The organism is Paenibacillus endophyticus (genome assembly GCF_014192395.1).
GTDB lineage: Bacteria > Bacillota > Bacilli > Paenibacillales > Paenibacillaceae > Pristimantibacillus > Pristimantibacillus endophyticus.
The window spans coordinates 156786-169988 of the sequence record NZ_JACHXW010000010.1 but is presented as its reverse complement, the minus strand read 5'-3'; the positions used below and the strand labels follow the sequence as shown (position 1 = coordinate 169988).

Here is a 13203-nt window from a genome sequence, read left to right as displayed (position 1 = left end):
CTTCTTCTCTGCGTTAGCAGCCGCTTTACTTCTGAGAGATTTACTTCTCAAGACCGGCAATGCCGCCAGTCAAGCCATCTTGGTTAAAGCCGATTTTACCGAGTCGTTTTGATTTCTCCACTTCAACTACGGCTATACCTGCGTCAATCGAAAGTGACTTCACTTGGCTTGCGCTTAACGCAATTTCCCAATCACCGGCAGTTCCAGCCGCATCCCAGCTCTTCTCGAATTCAATGGCTAGCTGCAGCGAGTTGGACAAGCCAATCTTGCCGACTTGCTCAATATCACTGGCAGAGCTGTCCTGTCCAGGCAGCCAACTGCGAATGGTATCATTAACGGTTTCGTCACCAGTAATTTTCTCGGATAGACTTGCTCCGATGCTGTCGAAATGGCTGCCCATAAACAAGGCGTCACTGCCGGAATCTACGACTGAGCCCGCTGCACGGGTGCCGTCCATCGGAGGTCCACCATGACTGCTCTTATATTTGGCTTGAATAAGCGCAACCAGATTTTTCAAGCTGCCGACGGACGCAGTGACGATTTTACCTGCTATTTCGGCAAATTGACTCGTCTCTTCACCGAATTGCGCAGGTACGTTGGCCGATAGACCGATGTTAAGCTCTCTTAGTCTGCCAGAGGAGAAGGTCATGGCTCCTTCGAGCCCAAAGGCAACCTTTGTACTTCCGAGCGTAACGGCAACCTCGGTTGCCCCTTCTACGATATGACGGATCTCGCCCTTGCCAATGCGTTTGGCACGATCCTCAAGCGAGGTGTGTCCCTGACTTTTGGCATCAACCAGCTTCTTATTATAGCGGCTTAAATATTTGTATGCCAATTCAGCAGAAAACTCAGCTACACCTGCGTTTGCTTCCATACCTAATTGTACAAGTACGCCAATATCAACAGAGTTGTCGCCAGTCATATCCTGCTCTTCGATCATCATTGCCCATTTCTCGGCTTCTTCAAGCTTAGAGCTGCCCGACCTGCCGCCTTGCCCATAGAAGAAATCTGGCGCCGATTTAGGAACGATAGGGGAGGAGCGCATTTGTCGGTACAAGCCATAGGACATCAAATTCATAACGCTCGTTGTCGTTTTGCCCGATGCGTCGAGATATACGCCTAGTCTGAAGTTCGCATCTAGCCCGAACGTTTGGAAGCCTGCTCCGAAAGTAAGCTGTGTATTACACGAAATCTCGTCTTCGTCCCGTTCCGCTTCTCCGCCGAATGCAAACAGAAAGTAGAGCCCAGGCGCGCTAGGAACCGGTATTTTCAATTCAACCGCAAGAGAAGCGGAATCGCCGGCAGATGGTGCAGCAAGATCGACAATTTTACCTAGTTTGGCGAAACCGCTGTTCAAGTTATCTGCCTCTACGGATTGAATCGCTTTAGTCGCGATGCCATCGCTGGTTACTTTCGTTTTAACATCATCTTTAAGACCGCTCATTTGTGGATTCTGAGCAGGTGGTGTCTTTTTGACTAAGTCGCGTGCTTTTAAAACGGCTTTAGGCTGATTCTCAAGCAGCAGCTTGTTAGCCTCTCGCATAGCACCTGCAATGGAGGCTGCTTTTATCTTCTCTGTAGTTGATGAGTTCCCTTTGACGATGTCGTATGCAGCAGATTTGCCTGCTTCCCCAAGCTTAACTTTAGTCGTGTCCTTAGGCACGGTCGCTTCAATAATCTCCACGGCCTTGTCGGCCATAACGTTATCCACCGAGCCTTTGGCAAGCTTGAAGGCTTTGGTTTTGGCCATCATGGACTTATATTCTTTGGCCAGTGGGGTTGAACTGGTAACCGCTACGTCAATATCCGCATTGGCCTTCTCACGGGCAGCATCCTTCAGCTCTTGGCGGAATGTATTCAGTTCCTTCGACCTTCGGAATTCACCTCGACCGACGCCAAGCTTAGAGAGAACAGCGGTTTTAAGGGGATTGGCCAGCGCGTTCTGATAAATTTCGTCCGTATTTAGCCCCGCAGAGAGAGTCCCGTTCGTATCCATCGTACTACGATCTGTGACTGCGCTTTTACCAGCATCGCCAACGTCTATGGTAGCATCAAGAAAGTTGGAGCCTGCGCTCTTAACCTTATTACTAACCGTGCGCTTCGATTTCGTAACAGAGGCTGAAAGAAGGGAAGAAGTGAGCTCTTTTGCTTTTTTATTAGCGGCAGCTAGCGCATTCGTCTTCTGCTCGTCAAGCGCTTTACTCGTTTTTGGGGCTACTGTATCGAATCCTTGCTTGGTAACTGCCTCAAAATCTGCTTTCTTGGAATCGGGAAGCTCGGTATCCGTCAAGTCACCTGCATATTTAAGCAGGGACTGGTCAACGCCAGCCTTGGCATAGTCTTTCGCGTATTTTTTCGCATCGGTTCTAGCTTGGTCAGATACACTGGAAGTGGCATCCATATTGCTTTTCACGGCTTCTGTTGCCTTGGCATCCAGACTGGTGCGAATACTGGCGGCTTGACTGTCCTTACTCAGAAATAGCCCTAGCTGCCCTTTGACTTTCTGCCTCGTATCATCGAGCGCAGCTTGGGCAATCCCGGGTGACTGAGCGTCTCGGTAAGCTGCGAGCTCTGCTCTTCGTAATTGTTCAGGTGTCTGCGCGGGCGGCGTGGGCGTACCGCTGCTGGCGCCGCCTCCAGCCCGCTGGATTACAATCCCTTGCAGTGCGCGATTGCCTGCTGTTCTTTGCAATTGCAGAATTTGGCCTTGTGTCATATGAGAAGGATTCATTATCGGACTCGCTGGTGCAGAATGACCTCCGCTTATCGGTGCGGCTATTGTTGTACTTGATGGTTTATTATTGGGTACCTTTTCCTGCACGAATGAACCTCCTGTACCTATGGTGCTTTTGACTATTACATGACTAAAGGATGAGTTCGCGGACAAATATGATAAATCCTGCAATTCCTAAAAATATATCCATATTTTAATAGTCCGAAGTACTCAGCGTTTTCGAATGCATTTCAAATTGGATAGTTATATTTAAATATACACAATAGCCTCGACTTTATCAGTTTCACAGATCCAAATAATGCTGGAGGCCTGACAGGATACAATGAAGGGAGTATCTGCAATAGCGAGAGCAGCAGCGAGATTACGAGCAGCGGCACGATATATAGCACTGGCAGCCTAGCTGGCATGAATGCTGCTTCAGGAATGATAACATGTGAGTCGCTAAGCTTTGCGTGGGGTTATAGCGGGAGGGGGTAATTAGGTTGGGCGTAACTTTATAGAAAAACAGGCCTTACCCCAGACAATAGGGTAAGGCCTGTTCGAATAGAAAAACTGATTAAGTATTATGGTGCTAGAGGAAAAGTAGGATTATTAGGGCCACACATCGGAAATATTGGGCATGGTTGAATTGGTGGATTGGTAGGTAGGTTGATAGGTGGATTGGTTTCTACTGGTACCTCCACATTTAATGTACTAGTCGACAGAAACGTGTATCCGACTACTCTACCTTCGCTGTCTACTGCAGCGAGTGCGATGAAGTTTGGATGAGCATAATAAGTTTCAGATTCGACCGCTTCGCCGCCAAATATCGCATCGACTGGAGGCGTTCCGGAAGTTAAATCGTTACCGGATTTAACTTCCCATCTTACCGCATCAGGAAGCTCTGGGTTTGGAAGTGAAACAAGGTCCAAGACACCACTTGGTAAAGTCTCGTGTTTCGTGAAATTGATTAGGGAAGTTGTTGTCAGTTGTTTAGGTTCTTCCAAATAAATGCTGCTGAATTTCACGATAACGTCGTCGCTGTTCACTTCGTACAAACCAAGGAAATGAGTAAACGTGATATCTGTAATGTCTGAACCAGCAGTGTACTCGTGTAAAGCGGCTATCGTAGATACGTTCGTTCCGACGAGTGGAGCAGCAATTGGATTAGCGCTTCTCGCAATACGCAAGCTGTTATCCTGATTATGAACATAAGTGATCGCGACCGTATTCAAATGGGTGCCTACCTTAAGCGAATAATCAATTGGAGCCACGGCAGGCGTCGATGTAGGTGCTGACGATGGCGTCGATGTAGGAGAAGACGTTGGTGTTGACGTTGGTGTCGAAGTAGGTGAAGACGTTGGTGTCGACGTGGGCGCTTGAGTTGGCGCTTGCGTCGGAACCGGTGTAGATACTGGTGTAGCCGTTGGAGTCGGTGACGGTTTGGAGGAGGCTACGAATTGTTCTTTGGCTTCGTAAGCACCAGTTACCAATAGGTCTCTTGTTGCGTTGTTAGAGCCACCGAATTTACCATCTACATTATTATTCAGGAGCTTGAGCTGCAAAGCAAGCTCCACGTAACCTTTGGCCCAGTCGGATACCGTATTATCGGTCACGCCAGGCTTCGATTCGGCTTCCTCGCGCTTGCCAAGCCCACGAACGAGGAATGTAGCTAATTGCTCCTTGCTCACTTGGCCAGCTGGATTATATGTGCCTTCGCCAGATCCATCCGTGATTCCCGATTTTTTAAGTGCCTCTATATAAGGCAATGCATAACCATTCGCAGGGTCGTCCGATTTTACGTCTGTAAAGCTGGATGTTTTCAAGTCTTTATTGACATCCAAATTGTAGATCAATGCAGCTACTTTTGCGAATTGAGCGCGATTCATCTCTTCTTTCAAGCCGAATTTGCCTTCGGCCACACCGTCGAAGATTCCAGCACTGATCATCGCATCGAACTTGGCTTTGGTGGCTGCGTCCAGGTCCTTCAGATCGTTGAAGTCTGCGGTTGTTTTGGCTTGTGCTGGGTCTTGTGAAAATACGAGCACAGAAGAGCTAAGCAAAGCCACGAGACTCATTATGATCCATGTCTTCTTCATAATCAAACTCCTATCTCTAAATAATAGTTGTCAAACATAGTTCTATTTTAGCAATAGATAGTAAACAAGATTTGAAGGAATATGAGGATGGAATACCCCGAAATCGCTTGATATATAAGGGATGTAGAAGTCCTAAGTGCTTGAATTCCAAAATTTTGAATTTGTCGAACGAACTAGATATATGGACTTTATTTGTGTGAGAAATAGTTTTAAAGTCCTAGTTCCTTAAATGCATCAAGCGTTTGATCTCATCGCTGGGATCTTCTCGGTATTCACGTCGTAACATTCGTTTAAGCGCATCGTATTGTTTCAATGCAGCGAGGCGATCGTGGTCCTCCAAATGCGATCGAATTAGCAGATTGTGTATGGTTTCGTTCCATGGTACTTGTTTAATCGCTTTTTTGAGGAATTTAATCGAGGTAGAATATGTTCCCTCGTTCACATAGTAGTCGTTTATGCCAATGACAAGTTCCAGGTACTTGTTCTCATATGAGGCTCGACGCTGCTCGGTCCAGCTGTAATCCTTGTTCGCTAGGTAGCTGCCCGTATACAGCTTAACGGTATCCTCGCATTCGGTGAGATTACCGGAATGAATGGTCTTGCAGGAGGGCTGCCAGCGTTCGAAGACAAGCGAATCGACCTCGAATGAATCGACTCGAATGCGATACTTTCCCTTGCTATGCTGCAAAATATCAACTAGTCCGATGTTTAATAGATTATTGCGAAGATAGTGCGCCGTCGTGTTGAAATAGGCGGGAGTTTTCGCGGCATCGTTGCCCCAGAGAGCGTCCATAATTCGAGTCCGTTCTACAGCCTCTCCCCGATGATGGACGAGATAGGCCATTAGCTCCTCGGCTTTGGACGTACGCCATTTCACCGCTTCTCCGCTGGGGTCGAGCAGCATAAAATGCCCGAAGCATCGAATTTTGGATTGATTATCGTCCATCTGGAGTCCTCCTAGGCGTCTATTTCCGTACGAAAATGTTCTCGATAAGTGTAGCATCGCGAAATCATCTCGCCAAGCGAATATACGCTTTTTTTCGACACAGATATAGCTAGCGCCCTTAATAGCGCAGTACTCGATAATTAGTAAAAAAGGGGTGATCGCTCTGACTCGGTCTCTCCCTTTTCAGAGAATATGCACTCATTCTTGTATGACTATTGTTTTGCTTAACAAAGTGCATGGGAACTACTGTTAATGGAAGTTTGTCTTCACGGTTTTCGATATCTAATCTGATTGCCTCCTTGATGATGCCTTCCTGAATGTCTTGTTCAGGAAGGTTCTTTTTTTGAAAATATAGCAAAGTATAGGGTTTGCTCGTACTTTCTCTAGTCGCTTCGACGAAACGATGGCGACTATAGTAAGGACACCGTCAAGCGTTTCTTCTTATCTTGCACGCGTAAAGCATGCGATGTGATAAACGTCACAGTGTTTCACATACATGGCATGTTTTAATGAGGAAAGAAATGTACGACGAAGGAGGATTTGCTATGAATTTTGCTTTTGCAACGAAATTCGCGAAAATGTATTTTTTGACCATAGTTGCCCTAATTGTATTGGTTTATATCGGCACTCGGTTTTTCACGCATATCGATCTAGCGCTTTACGGTTATATGGTCGGAACCATCGTATTTATTGGCGGATTCTTCTACCGGTTTATCGCTTGGGCGGAGCGTCCACCAACCAAATTAATCATTAAGAAGGGGATCAAGCTTTTATTCCGCAGAAGCACTCCGCAAACGTCGGTCGAGCATCTAGCAACTTATCGTTTCATCTGGAATCGCGGCGTCTATCGTTGGACGCAGCATGTGCTGCTGGGCTGGGGCTGCATCCTCTCGGCATGCGTTACTTTTCCGCTGGTGTTCGGTTGGATGTATTTCACGATGGAAGACAATGGCACTTATACGGTCGTTGGCTTCGGACTTGACATCATGAGGGTGAAGGCTGATGGATGGATCGCATTTCTCTTCTACAATGCTTTGAATATTACCGCGTTCATGGTTATTGCCGGTGTATGTATGGCGTTGTATCGCCGCATCAAGAACATGCAGGCACGGGCGGAACAAACATTCGTTTACGACTTTCTGCCGCTATACCTGCTGCTGTTTATCAGCATTACGGGTCTCCTGCTGACTTTCAGCAACATTGTCCTTCATGGCTGGGGGCATCCGGTTATGACGCTGATCCATCAATGGTCGGTTATCCTGACGCTGATTTATTTGCCCTTCGGCAAGCTGGCACATATTCCGATTCGCCCGCTCAGTGTGTTCGCGAAAAACTATCGTGAGCACTACGGCGAGAAGGAGATGAAGGCATGCAAGGTATGCGGTACCGGGTTCGTTTCTGTGGAGCAGTCGGACGATGTGATTCAAGTCTTGAAGCAGAATGAAATCGAATTTGCAATGACGGAAGGTTTCCATCTGGCTGAGCTGTGCTTGCCTTGCAGGCGTAAATACCGCATGTCAAGGTTCGCGGGCGTTGCTACCCATACCATCAAGGTCAAGGAGGCTAACCAGAATGCTAAAGGATAAATTTTATAAAGAAATTCCCAATGTCATTCATCCTAAAGAAAAATTAGTTGCGACTCATTGCTCCTATTGCGGCATGCAATGCGGCATGAATTTGAGAGTGGATACGACTAAAAATACGATTATTGGCGTAGAGCCTAGATATGATTGGCCGGTGACGCTCGGCAAAATGTGTCCGAAAGGCGTTACAGCTTATCAGCAGACGAACCATGATGATCGGCTGCTGCGTCCATTGATTCGTGATGACGCATCGACGAAGGGGACGAAGGAAGGCTTCCGAGAAGCTACGTGGGATGAAGCTTACGAACTGATCACTCGTAAATTCAAGGAGCTGCAGACGGAGTATGGCAAAGATTCATTATCCGTATATAGCGGCGTATCGATGACTAATGAAAAATGCTATCTGACCGGAAAGTTTGCAAGGGTTGCCTTGCAGACGCGCTACATTGATTATAACGGCCGATTCTGCATGTCGAGCGCAGCAGCAGGATTTCTTAGAAGCTTTGGCGTGGATCGCGGTTCTACTCTGCCTTGGACGGATATCCATGAAACGGATTGTTTGTTTATAGCAGGCAGCAACACAGCGGAATGTCATCCAACCTCGATGTTCCGGGTTTGGGAGGTACAGAGCCGCGGCGGCTACCTCATTGTTGTAGACCCAAGAGAGACGCCGCTCGCGAGGCGGGCTGACATTCATCTGGACCTGAAGCCGGGCACCGATCTGGCGCTGGCCAACTGCATGGTCAATCTTCTGATTCAGAATGGTTATGCGGATGAGAAGTTCACTTTGGCGCATACGAACGGCTTCGAGGAAACGAAGGAGCTCGTGAGTCAATTCACGCCGGAATATACGAGTGAGATAACAGGCGTAGCACCTGAGAAATTAATTCGCGCGGCAGAAATTTACGGAAAAGCGCCGAATGCGATCGTTATGTTTGCACGCGGCATTGAGCAGCAAACGAGAGGATCGGACAACGTATCCGCCTACACGAATATGTGCTTGGTTACGGGGAAAATCGGTCGTCCCAAATCGGGCGTTGCGACATTAACGGGACAAGGGAATGGCCAGGGCGGACGCGAGCACGGGCAGAAGGCTGATGCGCTGCCAGGCTACCGTAAGATAACGAATCCTAAGCATGTACAAGAGGTATGCAGCGTATGGGGAATCGAGCCGGAAGAAATGCCGCTCCCTGGCGTATCGGCTTATGAAATGTTCGAGCTCATGCACAATAAAACGATCAGAGCGCTTTACTTGCTTTGCTCTAATCCTGCAGTGTCAGCACCTAACTTGAATGATGTGAAAGCAGCACTGAAGAACTTGGATTTCATGGTTTGTTCAGATATGTATTTATCGGAATCGGCTGAATTCGCCGATGTTGTGCTGCCTTCAGTCACATGGTCGGAGGATGAAGGTACGGTAACCAATCTGGAAGGCAGAATCATCAAAATCAACAAAGCCCAAGAGCCGATTGGCGAATCGAAGCCGGACTGGTTAATTGCGGTCGAGCTTGCAGAGAGAATGGGCCGGGGCAAATATTTCTCTCATCTGACGACTGCAGCCAAGGTGGCGGAGGAATTCAGACTAGCCTCCAAAGGCGGCTATGCGGATTACTACGGCGCGACATGGGACAAAATCGAGAAGCAAAACGGTGTATTCTGGCCTTGCAAGGATGAGAATGACCCGGGAACGCCATACATGTTCCTCAATCAGCAATATTATCATGCGGACGGCAAAGCCAAAATTTGCGCGCTTCCCTACCGTCCCCCAGCCGAGGAGCCATGCGAGCAATATCCACTCCGCTTAACAACGGGGAGAGTTGTCTATCATTACTTATCCGGCAATCAGACACGTAGAATATCATTCCTGCATGATATGTGCCCAGAACCATATGTTGAGGTGCATCCCGATACGGCAAAACAGTATGACATAGTGCATGATGAGCTTGTGCGATTATACACACGTCGCGGCGAAGCCCACTTCAAGGTAAAGGTAACGGAAGCGATACGCAAGGATACGGTTTTTGTTCCTTACCATTTCGGACATGAGCTGGCGGTTAATTTATTGACAATACCTGCTCTGGACCCAATGTCCCGCATGCCTGAGTTCAAGGCCTGCGCGGCGGAGCTGGAAAAAACGGTAATCAGCAAGGAGGCAGTGCGGTGAAGAAACTACTATATATCGAAATGGATAACTGTATTGGCTGCCGAAGCTGCTTGGCGGCATGCACGCAGTGCGGCGGCCATGACGAGCGGAACCGCAACTACGTATATGATGTCAATCCACTCGTAAACCGGCAAACGATACCGCTGATGTGCCTGCACTGCGTTAATCCTGCATGCGCCCGAAGCTGTCCGGCGCAAGCCATACAAATTACTCCGGAAGGTGCCGTATTATCGGCAATGGTTGAGAAATGCATCGGCTGCCAGAATTGTACGATTGCTTGCCCTTACGGTATCCCTAAGTTCGACGAAGAGCAGAATTTCATGTACAAATGCGACCTTTGCTATGATCGGACCAAAGAAGGCATTCCTCCAATGTGCGCATCCGTATGTCCGACGAATACGCTGCAATGGATTACAGAGGATGAGCTGGAAATGAAACAAGAGCAGCATCGTCTGGGAAAATGGATGTCAAGCCATCAGCCTTTCGATCCGTTAGAAGGGGAGACGAATGTGAAGATCAGTCTTCCTGGTATATTGCAAGGGAAACAAAAGCTGTTTTAAGGGGGTTAGCAAATGGAAAAGGATAATGGGAAAAACAACAAAATACCGTTCGATGAAGACAATTACACACATAATATCCATAAAGAAAATGAGCGGCTTCTGGATCGGCGCGGGTTTATGAAGACAATGGTTGGCGCAGCAGGCGTATTCGCGATTTCCACCCTGCCCTGGGGCGGGCTTGCAGCCAAAGAACTGATGGGATTCCATACGAAAAGCTATGCGAAAAAGAAGATTGTAGATATCGCATCCCTATCTATTGGCGAATCCGCTGAATTCTCGTATCCGAGCGAGCATGAATCTGCGTTGCTTATTCGATTGGGAGAAAACGAGTACAAGGCTTATCAGAATGCTTGTACGCATTTGAAATGTCCCGTCTTCTGGAACCGGGAGGAAGAAAAAATGGTCTGTCCATGTCATCATGGCTATTTCGATGCCAAGACAGGCAAGCCGACGGCAGGCCCGCCTAGAAGGCCGCTTCCCGAAATTGCTGTAGTCGTAGAAAATGGCGCTGTAATTGCAACGGGAGTGAAACGTTATGAAACGTAGCTATAGAGGCGTAATCATGCTGTGCGTTGTTCTTTTTCTAAATGTTGTATGTACCCAATACGCGGTCAATCATTATTTCCATCAAAAATATGAACTGGTCCTTATATTCGCGGTATTGAATATTATTCTGTTCCCGATTGCCTTATCTATTTATAAGAAGGAAGGGAAATCGAAATGATAGCAGAGTTCTTTTTGGATTTATGCTTCATTCGCGAACATGAACCGGAACAACATTTCGAGCAGGCTGTTGAGCAGCAATTGCAAAGCTTATTCACCGGTAAAGGCAGCTGGCATATGGAAGCGAAGCAGCAGGATCAGGAGCTAGTCGATATCGTTGTAGCTGAAGTGAAAGGCATGGCGAAGTGGCAGTGTGAAGAGGAGATTCTAGCGTACCTGGAGGAGAATGCTGCACTGCGGTTCATGGACTGGCTGCAGGGCTACCGGATTCAGCTTGATATCAAAGAAGCGCATGAAGGCTGCAGCCATTGCGGCAAAAATTAACAAGGAATAAGAGGGATGATTATGGAATGGGAAAAGGGCTTATCTGCCTACGTGGGACGCAAGGTAGAAATATGGATTGAAGATCATTCAGGAGAAGAGCAGACGAAGCCAAAGCCATATCCACCCTTGTTCAGAGTGAAGCTCGCAGAAGACGGAAAGTTCATAACGTTTTATTTGAAGCCTACACAGTTTCTATCCGTCCCTATATTCGATGGCAGCGCAACAAAGCTGGAGAATACCTGCGCAAGACATCATTTTGTTTCTCATGATATCGAAGGCAAGCTAACGTATTGGATATACTTCGAGGATATCCCGGCAGCGTAATGAGATGCCCAAATAACTGAAGCCTGAACTCCGTAAAAGGCGGGAGTACAGGCTTTTTCTATGCATAGGAGTAAGGCGAATTTCTAATTTAGCTATGTATTTGTGATAAAGGTCACTGCGGCCTATATGGGCTTGATGGTTTAATACATTTACAAGCCAAGACATACATACCAAAACGCATAAGCACAGAAGGAAGGGGTTAAACATGAACGGCAATAATCGTCCATTGTCTATTCAAACACTCAGTCTAGCTTTAGGTTTCATGATCTGGGTTATTCTGTCTTCGTTGATGCCATTTATTAAAGAGGACATTTCATTAAGCTCAGGCCAGTTGGCCTTGGTTACAGCGACTCCAATCCTATTTGGTTCTTTGTTGCGCATTCCAGCGGGTTATTGGACGAATCGGTACGGCGCGCGAGTGTTGTTTATCATTAGCTTCCTGCTGCTGCTGGCACCGATCTATTGGATTAGCATAGCAGACTCCTTCATCGACCTCATTATAGGAGGAGTGGTGTTAGGGATTGGCGGAGCCGTCTTTTCCGTCGGTGTTACCTCTTTGCCTAAGTATTACCCGAAAGAAAAGCATGGGCTAGTTAATGGGATTTATGGAGTAGGTAATCTAGGGACGGCGATAACGGCTTTCGCGGCACCGGTGGTTGCGAATCACATGGGCTGGGAAAAAACCGTACTGATGTATGCCGTGCTTCTGGCCATCTTTATCGGCATTAACTTTTTGCTTGGAGATAAGCATGAGCCCAAAAGCACCGCTTCTTTGACGGAACAGATTAAAGGGGTATATAAGAATGAGAAGTTATGGCTGCTATGCTTATTTTACTTCATTACTTTCGGATCATTCGTGGCATTTACCGTTTACCTGCCTAACTTTCTGGTCTCCCACTTCGAGCTAACAAAAGTCGATGCAGGTATTCGGACAGCCGGCTTCATCGTTCTGGCTACGATCATGAGACCAGTCGGCGGCTGGATGGGGGACAGATGGAATCCATTCACCATTCTGATGGCTGTGTTCGGCGGCTTAACGTTATCGGCCGTCATCTTATCCTTTGCGCCATCCATTGAAATTTATACAGTAGGATGTTTAACGATCGCTCTATGCGCGGGTACAGGGAACGGTACGATTTTCAAGCTGGTTCCGATGTATTTCTCGAAGCAGGCGGGTATTGCGAATGGGCTCATATCAGCAATGGGAGGTCTTGGCGGCTTTTTCCCGCCATTGCTTCTAACGGCGCTCTTCAATCTGACAGGACACTATGCGATCGGGTTTATGGCGCTGTCCCAAGTGGCTCTGGCAAGTTTAATTCTTGTGATCTGGATGTACTATCAGGAGAAGCTGAGTTTAACATTAAGCATTATGGATCAAACCTCCCAAGGCATAATGGTCACTGATCCGAAAGGGTTTATTCAATCGGTTAACGGTCGTTTTACTGAAGTGACCGGCTACTTGTCGGAGGAGGCTGTTGGTCAAACCGCGAGCCTGCTGAAATCAGGGAAGCAGGATAAAGCCTTTTACGCGGGTATGTGGGCCTCTCTGCAAAGTACAGGAAGCTGGCAAGGGGAAATATGGAATCGTCGCAAAAATGGAGAAGTCTATCCGGAATGGCTGACTATTAATTGTATTCGCAATGACGCGGGAGAAATCAAATGTTTTGCTGCGATGTTCAGCGATATGACACCAACCCAATAGCCGCGGACACGTGAGTGTATCCTTTTGTTTAACGTGTATTTAAAAGAAACCGGATAGGAGAAGTG

Annotated in this window: 11 protein-coding genes; 8 read left to right on the top strand and 3 right to left on the bottom strand. The window is 47.5% G+C overall.

Annotated elements, in window-relative coordinates:
- Positions 1-40: 40 nt before the first annotated feature.
- The 3 genes from FHS16_RS17565 to FHS16_RS17555 form a co-directional block, all read right to left on the bottom strand.
- Positions 41-2821 carry a hypothetical protein gene (locus FHS16_RS17565; RefSeq protein WP_183565256.1) on the bottom strand — a complete coding sequence of 927 codons (2781 nt, stop codon included), beginning with the start codon at positions 2819-2821 and terminating at the stop codon, positions 41-43.
- A 476-nt stretch (positions 2822-3297) separates the two neighbouring features.
- A complete protein-coding gene (locus FHS16_RS17560) occupies positions 3298-4812 on the bottom strand; it encodes an S-layer homology domain-containing protein (RefSeq protein ID WP_183565253.1) in 1515 nt (504 codons plus the stop codon).
- 217 nt (positions 4813-5029) lie between these two features.
- Positions 5030-5758 (bottom strand): AfsR/SARP family transcriptional regulator, encoded by a 729-nt coding sequence (locus FHS16_RS17555; protein ID WP_183565250.1) that lies wholly within the window; start codon positions 5756-5758, stop codon positions 5030-5032.
- A gap of 545 nt (positions 5759-6303) precedes the next feature.
- Here FHS16_RS17555 and FHS16_RS17550 point away from each other — a divergent pair.
- The 8 genes from FHS16_RS17550 (at position 6304) to FHS16_RS17515 (ending at position 13138) form a co-directional block, all read left to right on the top strand.
- On the top strand, positions 6304-7344 hold the full coding sequence (locus tag FHS16_RS17550; protein ID WP_183565247.1) for a hypothetical protein: 1041 nt from the start codon (positions 6304-6306) through the stop codon (positions 7342-7344).
- Entirely contained in the window at positions 7331-9505 is a 2175-nt protein-coding gene (locus FHS16_RS17545) for a molybdopterin oxidoreductase family protein (RefSeq protein WP_183565244.1), read from the top strand. The genes FHS16_RS17550 and FHS16_RS17545 overlap by 14 nt, the downstream gene beginning before the upstream one ends.
- Positions 9502-10065, top strand: coding sequence for a 4Fe-4S dicluster domain-containing protein (locus tag FHS16_RS17540; RefSeq protein WP_183565241.1), 564 nt, complete (start codon positions 9502-9504; stop codon positions 10063-10065). Before FHS16_RS17545 ends, FHS16_RS17540 begins: the two co-directional genes overlap by 4 nt.
- Before the next feature lie 12 nt (positions 10066-10077).
- Positions 10078-10611 (top strand): Rieske (2Fe-2S) protein, encoded by a 534-nt coding sequence (locus FHS16_RS17535; protein WP_183565238.1) that lies wholly within the window; start codon positions 10078-10080, stop codon positions 10609-10611.
- Entirely contained in the window at positions 10601-10789 is a 189-nt protein-coding gene (locus FHS16_RS17530) for a hypothetical protein (protein WP_183565235.1), read from the top strand. The genes FHS16_RS17535 and FHS16_RS17530 overlap by 11 nt, the downstream gene beginning before the upstream one ends.
- Positions 10786-11112, top strand: coding sequence for a hypothetical protein (locus FHS16_RS17525; protein ID WP_183565232.1), 327 nt, complete (start codon positions 10786-10788; stop codon positions 11110-11112). The genes FHS16_RS17530 and FHS16_RS17525 overlap by 4 nt, the downstream gene beginning before the upstream one ends.
- Before the next feature lie 21 nt (positions 11113-11133).
- A complete protein-coding gene (locus FHS16_RS17520) occupies positions 11134-11436 on the top strand; it encodes a hypothetical protein (protein WP_183565229.1) in 303 nt (100 codons plus the stop codon).
- Positions 11437-11641: 205 nt separating this feature from the next.
- Positions 11642-13138, top strand: a complete 1497-nt coding sequence (locus tag FHS16_RS17515; protein ID WP_183565226.1) for a nitrate/nitrite transporter — start codon at positions 11642-11644, stop codon at positions 13136-13138.
- Positions 13139-13203 lie beyond the last annotated feature (65 nt).